The 16,873-nt window shown below is 69.0% G+C and carries 12 protein-coding genes; 4 read left to right on the forward strand and 8 right to left on the reverse strand.

The features are described from left to right. The 8 genes from KBI44_18655 to KBI44_18690 all read right to left on the reverse strand — a co-directional run. The coding region (locus KBI44_18655; GenBank protein MBP9146505.1) for an ATP-binding protein at positions 1-1,712 on the reverse strand (1,712 nt) is incomplete at its 3' end. Between the two features lie 5 nt (positions 1,713-1,717). Continuing rightward, entirely contained in the window at positions 1,718-2,605 is an 888-nt protein-coding gene (locus tag KBI44_18660; GenBank protein MBP9146506.1) for a hypothetical protein, read from the reverse strand. A gap of 12 nt (positions 2,606-2,617) precedes the next feature. Further along, entirely contained in the window at positions 2,618-3,379 is a 762-nt protein-coding gene (locus KBI44_18665; GenBank protein MBP9146507.1) for a PspA/IM30 family protein, read from the reverse strand. 13 nt (positions 3,380-3,392) lie between these two features. Further along, the gene (locus tag KBI44_18670) at positions 3,393-4,232 is read right to left on the reverse strand and encodes a hypothetical protein (protein MBP9146508.1); all 840 of its coding nucleotides are present in this window, start codon (positions 4,230-4,232) and stop codon (positions 3,393-3,395) included. Between the two features lie 61 nt (positions 4,233-4,293). Then, the gene (locus tag KBI44_18675; protein MBP9146509.1) at positions 4,294-5,916 is read right to left on the reverse strand and encodes an FAD-dependent oxidoreductase; all 1,623 of its coding nucleotides are present in this window, start codon (positions 5,914-5,916) and stop codon (positions 4,294-4,296) included. Positions 5,917-5,967: 51 nt separating this feature from the next. After that, positions 5,968-7,191 (reverse strand): ATP-grasp domain-containing protein, encoded by a 1,224-nt coding sequence (locus KBI44_18680; GenBank protein MBP9146510.1) that lies wholly within the window; start codon positions 7,189-7,191, stop codon positions 5,968-5,970. After that, positions 7,188-8,408 (reverse strand): ATP-grasp domain-containing protein, encoded by a 1,221-nt coding sequence (locus KBI44_18685; GenBank protein ID MBP9146511.1) that lies wholly within the window; start codon positions 8,406-8,408, stop codon positions 7,188-7,190. The genes KBI44_18680 and KBI44_18685 overlap by 4 nt, the downstream gene beginning before the upstream one ends. A gap of 16 nt (positions 8,409-8,424) precedes the next feature. Continuing rightward, a complete protein-coding gene (locus KBI44_18690) occupies positions 8,425-9,603 on the reverse strand; it encodes an ATP-grasp domain-containing protein (GenBank protein ID MBP9146512.1) in 1,179 nt (392 codons plus the stop codon). 122 nt (positions 9,604-9,725) lie between these two features. Between KBI44_18690 and KBI44_18695 the strand changes: the two genes are divergently transcribed. From KBI44_18695 to KBI44_18710, 4 genes are all read left to right on the forward strand, one after another. Then, positions 9,726-10,811, forward strand: a complete 1,086-nt coding sequence (locus KBI44_18695) for a DHH family phosphoesterase (protein MBP9146513.1) — start codon at positions 9,726-9,728, stop codon at positions 10,809-10,811. After that, entirely contained in the window at positions 10,808-12,622 is a 1,815-nt protein-coding gene (locus KBI44_18700; protein ID MBP9146514.1) for a DUF1957 domain-containing protein, read from the forward strand. Before KBI44_18695 ends, KBI44_18700 begins: the two co-directional genes overlap by 4 nt. 65 nt (positions 12,623-12,687) lie before the next feature. Continuing rightward, a complete protein-coding gene (gene glgP, locus KBI44_18705) occupies positions 12,688-14,916 on the forward strand; it encodes an alpha-glucan family phosphorylase (protein MBP9146515.1) in 2,229 nt (742 codons plus the stop codon). Between the two features lie 77 nt (positions 14,917-14,993). Next, a complete protein-coding gene (locus KBI44_18710; protein MBP9146516.1) occupies positions 14,994-16,805 on the forward strand; it encodes a trypsin-like peptidase domain-containing protein in 1,812 nt (603 codons plus the stop codon). The last annotated feature ends 68 nt before the right edge of the window (positions 16,806-16,873 follow it).

Consider the following 16,873-nt stretch of genomic DNA (forward strand, 5'->3'; position numbering starts at 1 on the left):
CGCATCTGGATCGCGGCGCGGTCGATGTCGCGGTAGCGCTCGGGCAGGAGCTCGCGGCTGGTGCACTCGAGGATCGCGGCGAGGATCTGGAGCTCACGCTCGAGGTTGTTGGTCGTCGGGATGAAGTCCGCGAAGGCGCGCGAGAGGTGCTCCGCGGTGACCTCGCTCGAATCGGCTGCTTCGGCTTCGAGGATCGACCGCACCAGCACCGCTTCGAGATCCGAGCCCGAGTAGCCCTTGATCGCCGTCTCCTCCGCGACGTCGGCGAGGCTCTCCACCTTGGTGGCGAGCTTGAGCTTCCTCTTCATCACCTGGAAGATCTCGTCGTACTCGGCGAAGGTCTCCGGATAGAACAACGGAATGTGCTCTTCCGCTCTCCCCTGGCGCTTGAGGTCGATCGGCAGCAGGTCGGGCCGGGCGGTGATCAGGAACCAGAGCACCTTGCCGCGATGGCGGGTGTCGGCCATGAAGTTCGCGATCTGGGCGAAGACCCGCTGCTGCGTGCCGGAGTCGCCCGACTGCTCGCGGTTGCCGAGCGCGGCGTCGGCCTCGTCGATCACCACGCCGACCGGCGTCAGCGAGGCGAGGATCTTGAGGATGCGCTCGAGATTGCCTTCCGTCGAGCCGACCCACATCGAGCGGAAGTTCTTGAGCTTCACGCACGGGAAGCCGATCTCGCGCGAAAAGCACTCCACCAGAAAGGTCTTGGCGCTCCCGACCGGCCCGCAGATCAGGTAGCCCATCGGCACGGCCGACGGGTTGCCGCGCGCGATCGCCCGCGCCGCCCGCCGCAGCCGGCCCTTGATCGCCGGCATCCCGGCGACCATATCGAGGTCGTACTTGGGTTCGACGTACTCGAGGAGCCCCATGCCCTCGGACTCGATGACCTCCTTCTTCGCCGCCCGGACGCCATCGAGAGTGAGCCTGAAGTCGGCGGGCGCAGCCTCGGCGCCGTCGAGGAGCTGGGCGAGCTGTGCCCGGGTCATGCCGGCGGTGAGCTCGGCGAGCCGCTGCGGCGGGACCTCAGAGAGGCGGCCGAACCACTCGGGCGGACGGACCGCCTCGAGAAACTCGCGACGCTCGGCGAGATCGGGGCGCGGGATCTCGACCTCCCGGGTCGCCGAGGCGCGCACCAGCTTCGGGTCGAGCTCGGAGAGACTCTCGGTGACCAGCACGACGACGATGTTCTTGGCGAGGAGCACCGGGTCCTGCGCCCACTTGCGCAGGTAGACCAGCACGGCGCGGTCTTCCGGGGTGCGGTAGGAGGCGTCGCCGTTGGGGACGAGCGTCTCGGCGAACGGCAGGATGAGCACCACCGGCCGGGCGGGCGCGAGCGTCGCGCAGTGGCGGAAGTACGAGTCGAGGAGCGCGAAAGCGTTGGCGGCGTCGCGTGGCAGCGCCTCGCCCCACGAGGTTCCGTGCACCGCGTCGTAGGCCTTCAGACGGTCGATGAAGTGCTGCTTCGCCGGCTGCGAGGCGAAGCCGAGCCCTTCGGCGCGGTTGTAGGTGATCTTCGACGGCCAGGAAGCGAAGAGGGCGTCGGTCAGAAAATTGTCGAGGAGCTGGAAGACGAGGCCCGACTCCTGGCGGACCGGGATCAGGTCCGCCGGCAGGCCGTGAATCACGAACGTATTGGCCTGCTTCGCGGCCACGGTGCGCGCGAGACTGGCGGCCCACCCGGGCAGCGTGCTCAAGAAGGTCGCGGAAGGCACGTCGGTCATCTCCTCGTACGAGAGCGCTCCGCCGGCGGCGGCGGAGGCACCACGGTCTTCCCCGAATCACGCCCACCCGGCAGGCGCAGGCGGGGCGCGAGCGGCTCGCCGACGTCGATCTGCGGCAGCGATCCGAGCATGCGCTCCATCTCCTCGACCGAAGCGTGGTCGGCTTCGACCTGCGCCAGCACGTCGTCGATCTCGGCCGAAAAGGCGAGGGCATCGGTCGCCGCGACCGACTTCTGCAGCAGCAGATGCAGGAGCGCCTCGAGCGAGTCGAGCTCGGCGGCGAGCGCAGCGCTGTTCTGGGCGTTCTTCTCCACCGCCTGGACGAGCTGGCGCTGGATTTCGAGGTGCTTTTCGAGCGCCTCACGCACCCGCGGCGCGAGCTCCGCCGTCGCCAACTGGCGCTCGAGGCGCTCGATCTCCTGGCGCTGCCGGCTGTCGTCCGACGCGAAGGCCATCTCGTCGTACTTCTGCAGCAGCCAGAGCCGGCGCAGGAACGAGGCGAGGACGGCGTCGAACTTCGCCGCCTGGTCGGCCATCACCCCCTGGCTGGCGGGCGACAGGCCCTTGTAGTTCGCCTGGATCCGCTCGCAGAGCTGCTGCAGGCGCTGCAGCCGCCCGCGCGCCGCCGCTGGCAAGGCGGCGAGCTGCTGGTCCTGCGACATCTCGACCGCCTCGCGCGCGGCGTACTTCTTCTCGATCTCGAGGCGGCGCTTCAGCCGTTCGACGAGGAACGGCAGGGTCATCATCTGTACCCCGGCCCAGAGCAGCAGCGGCAGCGGTGACAGCGTCAGCGCCGAGAAACCGATCGCTCCCGCGGCGAGAATCGCCTGGTACTGGTTGGCGACCGCCTTCTTCAGGGCGGGATGACGTTCGAGGAAGCTCAACCGGCGGTGGTCCTAGCCGCGCTCGGGCTGCTTCTGGGCGGTCGCCGCCTGCCCGGTGCTCTCGGTCGGGAACGGCGCGGCCTCCTTCACCGCGTCGGGCTTTTTCAGGCCCATCTCGACTTCGAACTCGGAGAGGATCGACTGCGCCTGCAGCTGGCGGGACTTGCGCTCGAGCTTGATGCGTTCGGTGTCGAGGCCGCCGGTGGCGACCTCGACAGAGGCTTTCGACTCCGCGACCTTCTGGCGGATCTGGTCGAGGTACTTGTCGGTGGTCGCGGCCGTGCCGTAGGTGTCGAGCTCGGCGAGAGCATTCGCGGCGCTGCGCATGACCTCGGCCTTCTTCGACTCGGCGATCGCCTTGCGGCTCTGCTCGATCCGGGCGCGCAGCTTCTCCTTGATGTCCTCCACCGACAGCTTGGCGTTCTCGAAGGCGTTCTTCGCCGCTTCGAGCTGCTCGGTCGTCGACTGCACCTCGAGCCGGACCTGCTGCAGCGTGGCGGCGTCGTCCTCCGCGAGGCGCCGCGCCTCGGGACTGCCTTCGGCGAGCGCCGTCTTGATCGAAGCGACGAGCGAGCGCTCCTTGCGCTGCGCTTCGAGGAGGTCCTGCTCGAGCCGGATCTCGGTGGCGCGGGTCGTCACCAGAATCTGGTTGAGCTTCGGCAGGGTGTTGCGCATCTCCTCGATCGACTCCTGCAACATGACTTCCGGGTCTTCGGCGTAGGAGATGAAGAATCCGAGCCACGACTTGATCACACGGGCGAGACGGCTGAACATGGGTCTGCTCTCCTCAGGAACCGCGGCTTGGACCGTCGGCGGAATCGGTGCTGATGGGGTTGCCGTCGACGAACGGGGCAACGGCGGACTGGAGTCTGCGCTCCTCGACACGCTTGCCGGCGCTCCATTCGGAGAGCCGGGCGGCATGCTCGCTCACGGCGCGGCTGTTGGCGGCCATGGTGGCTCGATGGCGCTCGACGAGGGCGTCGATCTCCCCTTGCAGCTGGGCGTTCGTGCGCTCCACGGCGGCCTGGCGTTCGGCGAGCTTCGCCTGCAGGAACTGCTCGAAGCGATCGAGCGCCTGGTCGCGGCGCACGGCGTCCTGGATGACCTCCCCGATCGCCACCGGACCGCCCGGGTTCATCTTGAGGAAGCCGGCGAGCGCCGAGGCCTTGGCCTGCGGCGGGAGCTCGGCGAGACCCGGGCTCTGGAGCATCTCGAGGACCTTGAAGGCGGTGAAGCCGTGCGGCGGATCGGGGATGCCGGCGGCCTCATAGACCGAGGGGAAATCGGGCAACTCGAGCTCGTCGACGGCGGGCACGGGAGCTTCACCGATCGCGCCCGTGCTGCCAGTTTCGCTGCTTCCACCCCGTCCACCCCTTCCAGCATCCGGGCCAGGCGAGGGCTCCGCCGCGCTCTGTGGAGTCGATCCGGCCTGCGGCCCGGAAGGCGCCCGGCGCCGTCGGGCGAGGGCGGCCTCGTCGACCGGTTTCGGCGGTGGCAGGCTGCGCAGGAGCTCTTCGAGCTCCGGCCCGTCGGAGCTCCCCGCTGCCGGCGCGCCACCGGTGGCGCGGCCCGTAGCCGGAGCGGCCGCGGACGGCTCATGAATCTCCACCAGTCGGAGCTTGCTCAAGACCTCTTTGAGTCCCATCGGACGACCCACCCTCCGCCAACGGTTGCGAACGTCGCGGATTCTACGCGCTTCCGGCCGCAGGCGGGGCGATTCCCAGGTCGGCGAGGATCTCGCCGGCGACCCGCTCGCCCGACTCGCAGCCACCCTCCATGAATCCCTGGAAGTCGGAGGAAGTGTGCTCGCCGGCAAAATGGAGCCTGCCGACGCGCTCGCCCTCCGCACCCCCGATGGTCGTCCATTGGCCGACGCCGTAGGAGGAGTAGCTACCCTTCGTGAACTCGAAGCTCGGCCAGTGGAACCGCGCTTCGCCGATACGGTGCCCGGCCGCTCCCGGAAAGACCCGCTCGAGCTCGCGCGCAAACTGTTCGGACTGGGCCGCCGGCGTTCCCTGGCCCATCTCGACGCCACGCCGCCCGCCGGTGAAATTGGTCAGGATGCCGGCCTTGCCAGCCTGCATCCGGCTCGTCTCCCAGGTGAGCTGGAAAGGCAGGTCCGTGAGGACGCTGCCGTTCGAGCCGGGCAGGCGGCCGGAGGCGCCGCGCGGCTGGCGCCAGATGCGTTCGGAAAATCCGACCATCAGCTTGGCGTTGGTGCCGTACCGGAGCTCCGCGATGGCCCGCCGCTTCACCGCCGGCAGGGAAACGCCGAGGTCGACGTCGCGCAGCAGCGTGAACGGCAGGGCCAGGACGACCCGCTCGGCGGAGACTTCGAACGTGCCCGCACCGCGCCGGAAAGTGAGCCGGAACTCCTGGTCGCTCTTCTCCGTCATCGCCTCGAGGCGGGCGCCGGTCTCGATCCTGCCGGCGAGTCTCTCCGCCAGGCGGCGCGGGATGAGATCGTTGCCGCCTCGCACGTGAAAGCGTTCGTCGCTCGCGCCGAAGACCTTGAACGGATCGGGCTCGGTGTCGATCATCATCAGCAGATTCCACGCCGACTGGTCGCCGGTCTCGAGGCCGTACTCAGTCGTGTACGCGACGTCGAGGAGCTTGCGGAACCAGCCGGTGCACTCCGCGCCGTCGAGCCATTCGGCAATCGACTGGTTGTCGATCGCTTCGCCGCCGTTGGGTTCACGGTACGAGACGGTCTCGCCGGTGACCGTCTCCCAGGCGGCGTCGATCCTCTCCGCCACCGGCGTGAACGCCTCGACGACCTCGGCGTCCGAGTACTGCCGGCCGTCGAAGTAGTAGAGGTCTTTGGCGAGCTCCGGGGCGTAGAGCGTGAGGTCATCGAGCTCCAGCCCGAGCTCCGCCGCGAGGGCGCGAATCCGTTCGTGGTTGCTGTCGATCAGCTCGCCGCCGAGCTCGCAGACCTGGCCCTCGGGGAAAGCGCCGGTGAGCGACCACATCCGCCCGCCGATGCGGTCCTGCGCCTCGTAGACCCGTGCCGTCACCCCCGCTTGCGCCAGCCGCCAGGCGCAGGTGAGGCCGGCGATGCCACCGCCGACGATCGCCACCTCGCGCCCGGTGCCGCCGAGCCTGCCCGGCAGGAGTGACCGCGCCCGCTCGCAACCGAGCGTCAGACCGGCTCCCGCGAGCGTCGCGCCGACCAGCACCTCCCGGCGCGTCGGGCCGCCGGCCCGGCGTGCGATCGCGAGCGCTTCACGCGCCGGGAGCCCCCGCTGGCGCGCGAACCTGGCGACAGCGAGGAGGCCTTGCAGACGAGAAAAAAGCGCGGTCTTTCCCATGGCGGCAGTCCTTCCTGTCCTAGAGGGAGGGGGCCGCACGCGGCACCCCGATCAGCCGGCGTAGAGCTCCACCTCTTCGGCCATGCGCTCGCCCATCCGGAGCGCCGTCGAGAGGTCGGGGTGACGCACGACGACGTAGCCGTCGCCGATCAGGGTCTGTTTCCAGTTGCGCCGCTGCGCACCGACCGGTGTCAGATCGACCTCGACGACGTAGCGGCCGAATTCGCCGAGCAACTTCTCGAGCCCGACGACGCGCTGGATGCGGCCTTCGCCGCGTGCCCGCTTGAAGGTGATGACGACGTTCCACTTGCGTTCGAAGCGGCGCTCGACACGCCCGAGGCAGGCGGCCTCCGCCCAGCCGACGTACGTATCGTTGTCGGTGCAGTAGTTCATGATGTCGACCGTGCGGGCGCCGGGTGGGCGGCCGCCGATCTCGCCGAAGACGACCTCGCCGTCGGCCTTCCTGTACCACTCCATGTGGGTGAACCCGGTCTCGAAGCCGAGCGCTTCGAGCACCTGGCGGCCCATTTTCCTGCCGCCGGCAAGATCGGGAACGTCCAACTCCCGCAGGCAGACCGTCTGCGGACTGATCCACTCGTTCTGGCGCTGGATGAGCGGCCGCGGCCGGTACCAGCAGACATTCTCGAAGTACATCCGGCCGCCGGCGCAGATCGTGTCGAAGGTGAACTCCTCGGCCTCGATGAACTCCTCCACCGAAACCTCCTGGACGTGCTTCACGAGCGTGAGGGCGCGCTCGAGCTCGGCACGCGAGTCGCAGCGATGGGTGTCGGCCGATCCGGCGCCGGCGATCGGCTTGACGATCACCGGATAGCCGATCCGCTCGGCGGCGTCGCGCACCTGGTCCTCGGTGTTGGCGCGGAAGTGCCTCGGGGTGCGGATGCCGGCCGCGTCGAGCCGCTGCTTCATGATCTCCTTGTCGCGGAACGGAAGCGTCTGGGCGACGGTCATTCCGGGGAGATTCAGGGCCTCACGAATCTTCGCGGCCAGAATCATCCCCGGCTCCCAGAGGCACTCGACCCGGTCGATACGGATCTGGCGTGCCAACCGCTGCATCTCGCGCACCGTCGCCGGCTCGTCCCACAGCGAACGCACCTGCAGGTGATGCGCGACATGTTCGCGCGCGATCGGCGGCAGCATCTCTTTCGGCTGGTCGCCGAGACCGATCACCCGCGCTCCGACGAGCGAAAGGCCGCGGGTGAAATACGGCATCTCGGCCGGATAGCCCGGCGACAGCATCAGTACGTTCAGGGTCATCCGAGCTCCACTCTCACCGTCGAAATGGTGCGCCGCAAGGCCTCTTCCACGACGGCCGTCTCGGGGTGACGGAAGAGGATGTACCCCTCGCCCTCGTAGCTCGACGACTGCGGCTGGCCGACCTGCGGCAATTTGGCCTCGACGATCAGGTGACCGAGGTCGCGCTGCACCTCTGCCAGACCGTGCACGGCCTGGACGCGGCCCTGCCCCTGGCCCCGAAGGTAGGCGCCACCGGCGGCGAACCGGTGCGGCGGGGGGTCGAACTCGTCTTTCACCACGAGCCGTGCCCAGGCGCGGTAGAAGTCGAGGTCGTGGGCATAGGAGATCAACGAGGTGATCTGGGCGCCCGGCGGGCGCGCCCCGACCTCGGAGACCATCACCGAGCCGTCCGGCTTGCGAAACCACTCCATGTGGGAGAGGCCGGTACCCATCCCGAGCACCTCGAGGGCACGGAAAGCGACCCGCCGGATGTCGTCGAAACGCGGATGATCGATCTCGCGCGGGATGAGAACGCACCACTGGATCCAGGGATTGTCGATGACGTCGAGCGGCGCCGGGAGGTAATAGGAGAGCGAATGCCAGACCGGCCGGCCGCGGATCGAGACGGTGTCGAACGAGAACTCCTCGCCGACCACGAACTCCTCGACCACCGCCTGACGGTCCGGGCTGGGGCGGACCGCGGCGAGCGCCGCCTGCAGCTCGCCGGCGTCGCCGACCCGATAGGTGCTCTTCGCCCCGGCCCCAGCAGTCGGCTTGAGCACCACCGGGAAGCCCACGCTCTCGACGAAGCGGGAGGCCTCGGCGTCGTTCGTCACACGGCTGTGTCGGGCGCAGGGCACGCCGGCGCGCGCGAGCACCGACTTCATGCGTGCCTTGTCGCGGAAGTTCTTCGCCACCTCGGCGCCCATCCCGGCGATTCCGAGGGCATCGCGCACTTCCCCGAGCGGCACCTGGAGCTGCTCGAGGGCGCCGACGAGACGGCTCGGCGGTCCGATCTGGCGCGCCAGACCGCGCACCGCATCGGCGATCTGCTGCGGATCGAGCCCGTCGGCGATTCGGTAGTGGGCAGCGAGCTTGTTTCTGAGGCCCGCCGGGAGGCGCTCCGCCGGATCCTGGCTGATGAGACCGGTGCGGACGCCGGGAAGATCGGCGACCGCTTCGACGAAGCGCAGCGTCGTATCGAGGAAGAAAGGGGCGACGAAGACGACCGATGACATCTCTCTCCTCATCTCCTCACGCAGCGTAGAGCCGCACATCCTCGCCGAACTCGTCGGCCATGGCCAGGGTGATGGCAAGATCGGGGTGGCGCAGAATCACGAAACCGTCGGAAACCAGGGTCTGCTTCCAGTTGCGGCGCGGCGCGCCCACCGGCAGGAGGTTCTCCCAGACGATCTCGGCGCCGTGCCGCGCCTTGAACGCTTCGAGCCCCTCGATGCGCTGGATCCGGCCCTCGCCGATCGCGCGCTTGTAGATCGTCGCCACGTTGTAGCGCCGGCGGACGTTCTCGCGGAAACGCCCGAAGCAGACGGCGTCGGCCCAGCCGCGAAAGACGTCGATGTCGCAGGCGTAGTTCATCTGATCGACCTGATGGGCGCCGGGCGGGCGGCCGCCGATCTCGCCGAACACCACCTCGCCGTCGGCCTTCATGTACCACTCCATGTGGGTGAAGCCGGACTCGAATCCGAGCGCTTCGAGCACCGCGAGGCCCATCTTGACGCCCTCGCGGAGGAGCGGCTGATCGGGGTCACGCAGGGCGATGACCTGGGGGCTGATCCACTCCTCGGAGCGCGCCTTGAGCGGCCGCGGACGATACCAGGCGATGTTGTAGAAGGCCGGCCGGCCGGCGATCGAGACCGTGTCGAAGGTGTACTCCTCGCCGTCGATGAACTCCTCGACCGAGAGCTCGCGCACGTGCCGGACTTTGGCGATCGCCTGCGTGAGCTCGGCGGCATCGCTCACCCGGTAGGTGTCGGCCGAGCCGGCACCGTCGATCGGCTTCAGGATGAGCGGAAAACCGATGCGCTCGGCGGCGCCGCGGATGCCGGCTTCGTCGCGCGCCGTCAGGTGGCGGGGGGTGCGGATTCCGGCGGCGTCGAGGAGACGCTTCATCTCCTCCTTGTTGCGGAACGGAAGGGTCTGGGCGGCGTTCAGGCCGGGGACGCCGAGCGCTTCGCGCAGCCGGGCGGCGAGGAGCATGCCGGGCTCCCAAAGACACTCGACACGGTCGAGCCTTCGCCCCGAAAGCCAGCGCCGGACCTCCTCGACGAGCGTCGCTTCGTCCCAGAGGGAGCGCACCCGGAGATAGTCGGAAAGGGCACTCCGGGTCTCGGGTGCCAGGGTGCCGGGCGGCTGGTCGCCGACGCCCAGAACTTCCGCGCCGACCTCAGCCAGGCCGCGGACGAAATGCGGCATCTCGCTGGGATAGCCGGGCGATAGAAAAAGGACTCGGGCCAATGGATGGCGTCTCGACAGCAATAGAGCGCGCGCAAGTATAGCCGAGGGCGGACACCTGCCGCTGCTACAATTCGCGTCCCATGCCGACCGAGGAGACGAGGGTCCGATTTGCCGCCCTCGCGGAGGGAATCGATTCGAGCCCGAAACGCGGCCGGTGGCTGGTCATGACGCACGACAACCCGGACCCGGACTCGCTCGCCTCTACCGCTGCCCTGGCGTTGATCCTGCGCCGGCGCTTCAAGCGCCAGGTGACGGTCGCCTATGGCGGCATCATCGGCCGCGCCGAAAACCGCGAGATGGTGCGCAGCCTCCGCCTGCCTCTGAGCCATATCCGCAACGTCAACCGGCGCAACTACAGTTCGTTCGCACTGGTCGACTGCCAGCCCTGGTCCGGCAACTCCCAGCTGCCGCGGTCGGTCGTTCCGGACCTGGTCATCGATCATCATCCGCTGCGCAAGTCGACATTGGCGGGACTCGCGGTCGATGTGCGCCCGCGCTACGGCGCCACCGCGACGATCCTCGCCGAATACCTCCAGGCGAGCGGCCTCACGCCCTCGCGGGCGCTCGCCACCGGGCTGGTCTACGCCATCCGCTCGGAGACCCAGGACTTCGGGCGCGAGGCCGCCGGCCCGGACCATGCGGCTTTCGACCTCCTGCTGCCGAGAATCGACCGCCGGATGCTGGCGCGGATCCAGAACGCGCGCCTGCCGCTGGTCTATTTCCGCAACCTCCACCGGGCGCTCGAGAGTCTCTCCGGGGTCGGCAACCTCGTAGTGTCGAACCTGGGCGAGGTCGACCAGCCCGACATCGTGCCCGAGATCGCCGATCTCCTTCTGCGCATGGAGGGCAAGACCTGGTCGCTCTGCACCGGCAGCCACGCCGACCGGGTCTATGCCTCGATCCGCACCACCAACGCCCGCGCCGATGCGGGCAATCTGATGCGCCGCCTGATCGGCACGCTGGGCAGGGGGGGCGGTCACGGCACGATGGCCGGCGGCTTCGTCAGCATCCCGAAGACCGCCGCCGACGGCGGACGGGCGATCGAACGCATGCTCGCCGTGCGTTTCGCGCAGGCCCTCAAGAAGAACCCGGAGCGCCTGGCGCCGATCGACCTCGCCAAGGTCGAGCTCGCCGCGCCCGAGCCGCCGGAGCGGCAACTCCCATGAGTCCGAAGACGCCCAAAGACGGCAGTCCGCGCCCACCGAAGCGGGTGCCCGGCCCGGCGCCCACCCGGCCCGCGAAGCCGCCGAAGGCGCCCATCCCGCCGGTGCCCCCGGAGCTCCCTGCGGAGGGCGCCGGACGCGCGCCGATCGCTGTCGAGCGCGAGGAGATCCGGATCCAGTTCCTGCAACGGCCGCTCCTCGAGCCGCTGCCGGAGATCCCCGGCGGCCTCCCGCATGCTGGCGGCGGAGCGGGAACGCCGCGCCGCCTCGCCTTCGTGCTCCACGCCCACCTCCCCTGGGTTCTCGGCCACGGCACCTGGCCGCACGGCGAGGACTGGCTGGCGGAGGCGATCGTCCACTGCTACCTGCCGCTGCTCGACATGGCCGACCGCCTGGCGGAGCGCGGCCGCCGCAACCTCTTCGCCTTCGAGGTCACTCCGATTCTCGCCGCGATGCTCGCCGATGCCCGCACCGAAGCGGTCGTCGAGCGCTACCTCACCGAGCGCACCAAGTCGGCCTGGGAGGCCCGGCGCAAGCATCCGCTGGCAATCTGGTGGCACGGCGAGTTCGAGCGCCTGCGCGCCATCTGGGATCGCTTCGACCACGATCTCGTCGCAACCCTGGCTCGCCTCGCCGAGGCGGGCGCCATCGAGCTCGCGACCTCGGCCGGGACGCACGTCTATCTGCCGCTCGCCCATACGCCGAAGCTGATCCGTCTCGCCCTGCGCACCGGCAGGGAGCAGCACCGCGAGCTCTTCGGCGACGATCCCCGCGGCTGCTGGATGCCCGAGTGCGCCTACCGTCCCGGCGGACCCTGGCAGCATCCGGTGACCGGCGCCTTCGAGGAGGGGCGGCCCGGAAACGAGCAGTTCCTCGCCGAGCAGGGGTTTCGCTGGACGGTCGTCGATGCCCACCTCCTCCGCCGCGGCGACCCGGCATTCGCCTATGGTGCCAACACCCGGCCGGAGGAGATCGTCGAGCCCTCCGGGCCCCATCCGCACCCCTACTGGATCCGGCAGAGCGCCGTGGCGGCCTTTCTGCGCGATTCGCGCACCGCGGCGCAGGTCTGGTCGCGGCAGGGCGGCTATCCGGGCGACGGTGCCTTCCTCGACTTCCACAAGCGACAGTGGCCTTCCGGTCTGCGGCTCTGGCGGGTTACCGACCCCGAGGCTGACCTTCAGGACAAGCTCGTCTACTGGCCGGAAGAGGCCCGAAAGCGTGCACGGGAGCAGGCCGAGCACTTCATCGAGCTCGCCTCCGGCCTCGACGGCATGAACGACGGCCTGATCTGTTGCCCGTTCGACGCCGAGCTCTTCGGCCACTGGTGGTTCGAAGGGCCGATCTGGCTCGAGCGCGTCCTCGAGCTCGCGGCGCCCGGCACGGCGGTCGAAGCGACCACCCCCGACCGCGAGCTCACCAGCCATCCGCTGCTGCGCCGCGCCTTCTTTGCCGAAGGCTCCTGGGGCGCGAGCGGCGACCACCGCGTCTGGGTAAATCCGCAGACGGAGTGGTTCTGGCGCGAGCTCGCCGACCTCGAGCGCCACGCGTTCGCCGCCGTGCGCTGGGGCGGGGCGCGACAATGGCGGCGCGCGATCCTGAACCAACTGCTGCTCGCCGCCGCCTCCGACTGGCCCTTCCTGGTGACCATGGGGACCGGCGGCGACTACGCCGAGCAGCGTTTCCGTGAGCACTGTTCCCGTCTGCGGGAGCTGATCGACCTGGGACCGCGCACCCGTTCGCTGCCCGCCTGGGTCGAGGGCGACATGCCCTTCGCCGACCTCGAGCCCGAGTGGGCGCGGCCACCCGAGGAGTGAGTTGCTTGACGAGTCGTTCCGCCGAAGAGTGACGTAGCCGAAGCACGAAAGAGAGAGCCCGCACCATGCCGTCCGACCTTACGAATCTCCCCCGCCTGCACATCGCCGGCATCGAGCTGCCGCGCGAGGTGCAGGGCCTGTACGATCTCGCCTGCAACCTCTGGTGGACCTGGAACCCGGCCGCCCGCCAGCTTTTCGCCGCGATGGACGGCCGCGCCTGGTCGCTCTATCGCAATCCCGTCCAGCTGCTGATCAATTTCGATCACGACCACTGGGAGACGAAGCTCGAGGACGAGCACTTCCGCAGCCTCTACCAGAAGGTCATCCGGAGGTTCGAGGCCTACATGGCCGGCGGCCCAGAGACCTGGTTCGCGAAGCGCTACCCGGACCTCGACGGGCCGATCGCCTACTTCTGCATGGAATACGGCCTCGATCCCTGCCTGCCGATCTACTCCGGCGGCCTCGGGGTCCTCGCCGGCGATCATCTGAAGAGCGCGAGCGACCTGGGCGTGCCGCTGGTCGGCGTGGGGCTCCTCTACCGCAACGGCTACTTTCACCAGAACATCGACGCCGACGGCCGCCAGCAGCACATCTACCCCGAGCACGACTTCTCCCGCCTGCCGATCCGTCCGGCGGCCGGTCACACCGGCCGGGCGGTGATGGTCTCGATCCCGTATGGCGGCCGCGAGCTCCATCTCCAGGTCTGGATCGCCCTCGTCGGGCGCGTGCCGCTGCTGCTGCTCGACACCGACGTGGCGCAGAACGACTCGGCCGATCGTCCGATCACCAGCATCCTCTATACGCCGGGACGCGAGATGCGCCTCGCCCAGGAGCTCGTGCTCGGCATCGGCGGCGCCCGTGCCCTCGAAGCGCTCGGGATCGCACCGGCGGTCTGGCACATGAACGAGGGGCACTCGGCCTTCCTGCAGTTCGAACGTCTCGGCCGCCGCATGCGGGAGCACGCCGAGAGCTTCGACGACGCGATCGCCGAGCTCCAACGGACTTCGGTCTTCACGACACATACGCCGGTCGCGGCCGGCAACGAGGTCTTCGACGCGGCGTTGATCCACGACTACTTCGATCCGCTCTGCGCCGAGCTCGGCATCGAGCCGGAGCAATGGCTGGCGCTCGGCAACAACGACCATGGCGAGCCGAATCAGCCGCTCAACATGACGGCCCTCGCCATCCGCACGAGCTCGCGGATCAACGGCGTCTCGGAGCTGAACGCCCGGGTCTCCGGCAAGATGTGGCAGCACCTGATTCCGGCGAACCGGCCGGAGAACGAGCAGATCCGCGCCATCACCAACGGCGTGCACCACCCGAGCTGGCTCGGCATCGAGCTCCAGGAGCTCTTCGCCAGCTGGTTCGGCGAGCGCTGGCCGCAGGTGGTGACGAGCCCCGAAGGGCGCGAGGCCATCCTCGCCGCGCCGGACGGCCCGCTCTGGGAGGTTCACCTCGCCCAGAAACGCCACATGGCCCGCTTCCTGCGTTCCCGCCTGCGCGACCAGTTCGCGCGCCACGGCCTGTCGCCGGCAGAGCTGCGCAAGCTCGAGCACACCTTCGACCCCGAGGTTCTGACCATCGGCTTCGCGCGCCGCTTCGCCACTTACAAGCGGGCCGGGCTGCTGTTCTCGGACCTCCACCGCCTGCGCAAGCTGGTCGGCGACGCCGAGCGCCCGCTGCAGATCCTCCTCGCCGGCAAGGCCCACCCGGCCGACAAGGCCGGGCAGGAGCTGATCCAGCACATCTTCCAGCTCTCGCAATCGGACGCCCTGAAGGGCAAGGTCTTCTTCGTCGAGGACTACGATATGCGCGTCGGGCGGATGCTGGTCCAGGGGGTCGACGTCTGGCTCAACACCCCGCGCCGGCCGCTCGAGGCTTCGGGGACCTCGGGCATGAAGGCGGCGATGAACGGCGCGCTCAACTGCTCGATCGCCGACGGCTGGTGGCCCGAGGGCTACGACGGAGAGAACGGCTGGGTGATCGGGAACGCCACGGAGGATCCGACCCGCGACACCTCGGCCGGCAAGGAGCCGATGGCCGACGAAGCCAAGACCGACCGCGAGGACGGCCTGGCGCTCTATGATCTCCTCGAAGAGCAGATCGTGCCGATCTACTACGACCGTGACGAAGCGGGACTCCCGATCGAATGGCTGCGGCGGATGAAAGAGGCCATCGCCACCATCACGCCGAAGTTCGCGAGCCACCGCATGGTGCGCGACTACACCGAGCTCGCCTATGCGAGTCTGCTCCAGCCCCTGGAGACGCCGGCGACGCCGGCGGGCCGGGTCTAGAACTTGCTATCGACTCGACTCAGACCCGCAAGACAGGGTTCATAGAAAAAGACCAAGCTCGAACAAGGGAGATTTCGATGACGCGCTCTCGCCTCGCCGCAACGATGTGGACTGTCGCCCTGCTGCTTTCCTTGCTGCCGAAGCCTTCCCCCGCGATCGAGGTGGCGGCTTACACGCCCGATCCGGCGCTCCTTCAGGCCCGGCAGCCCGCCGTCCAACCGTTGCGGGTCGCCGAAGCCCTCGCCCTCGATCCGCTCGCCACCCTGGAACCCTCGCGAACTGGCGCCGCTGCCGACCGCGCGGCCCTGGCCGCCTGGAACTCGACCGGCGGCAAACCCGTCCGAGTCGGCTTCGCGCGCGCGCTCGCCGAGCCGCTCGAGCTGCGCTACGACGCGGCCCACTTCGCGGCGCGGCTCGGTCAACGCGCCGGCGGCGGCCTTCTCGCGCGAAAGGTAGACGGCAACTGGGCCTGGGGCACTTCGGTCGAGGTCGGCGAGGCGAAGGCCCTCCGGCTCGAGCTCGCGGAGGTCGACCTGCCGGCCGGCACGCGCCTCTGGGCCTACAACATGGGCGGCGAGGCGCGGGCGTTCGACCTGCGCCTCTTGCGCAGCGACGGCACGCTGCTCTCGCCGACGATCCCCGGCGATCGCATCTATCTCGAGGTCGAGCTGCCCGCCGGCACGACCCTCACGGGACAGGGATTCCGGATTCACCGCGTTCACGAGCTGGTCGTCCCGTTCGGCGTCGGAGCCGCCGCCGTCACGGCGCCGGAGGCCGACGGCTGCCTGCAGAGCGGCGAGTGCTTCGACAGCGGCGATTTCCCCGGGATCGCCAACGCCCGCAACGGCGTCTTCCAGTATCTCTTCGAGGACGCGGGCAGCACCTATACCTGCTCCGGCGGCCTGCTCAACGACAACGACCCGGCGACCCTTCAGCCGTGGCTGCTCACCGCCCACCACTGCGTGAACACTCAGCTGTCCGCCATCTCAATGGACACCTTTTTCTTCTATCGCAACAACAGCTGCGCCAGCGCCAGCGCCACCGGGACCGCCGGTCCGCTCGGCGCCGACCTCGTCGTGACCTCCGAGGACACCGACGTCACACTCGCGCGCGCGATCGACCCCAACGACATCCCCGCCGGCGCCACCTATCTCGGTTGGACCAGCCTTCGCCCGGCGGATGGCACGGTCCTCCACCGCCTGTCCCATCCCGTCCTCGATGCCGACGACACCATCCAGGCGCAGGCCTATTCACGTCACCAGCTCGACGAGAGCCCGGCGTTCGTCTGTACCGACGTGTCGACCACGAACTTCCTGCATACGGTAAATCTCGCCGGCACGGGGATTTCCGGCGGCAGCTCCGGATCCCCCATCCTGCGCGCCGACGGCCTCGTCGTCGGACAGCTCCTGGGCTCGTGCGGCGCACCGCCGGACGGCTGCGGCACCGACGAGAACATCCTCGACGGCGCCTTCGCCACCTCGTACCCACTGCTGCGTCCGTACCTCTCGCCCAGCGCCGGCGGCGTCTGCATCCCGGACTCCGACACCGCCTGCCTGCTCGGCGGGAAGTTCAAGGTCGAAGTGGATTGGGTGACCGCGACCAACGCCGGCATCGGCAAGGTCATGTCGTTCAACGGCGAGCGCGCCGAGTCCCCCGAGTCGGTCTTCTTCTGGTTCTTCAACGCGAGCAATTTCGAGATGGGGGTGAAGATGGTCGACGCCTGCGTGGCGCCGTTCGACCGCTACTGGGTCTTCGTCAGCGGCCTCACCTCGCAGGAGTACCGCGTGCGGGTGACCAAGATGTCCACCGGCGAGGTCGCGACCTACTCCAACCCGCTCAACAACCTGCCGCAGACCGAAGGGGACGTCAGCGCCTTCACCTGTCCGTGAGGTTGCTCTTCGAATTCGGTCTGTGACTTTCAGGCGTTCTCGCGGTCGGGGTAGCGGCGAAGCGAAAG

It is taken from the genome of Thermoanaerobaculia bacterium, assembly GCA_018057705.1.
GTDB lineage: Bacteria > Acidobacteriota > Thermoanaerobaculia > Multivoradales > JAGPDF01 > JAGPDF01.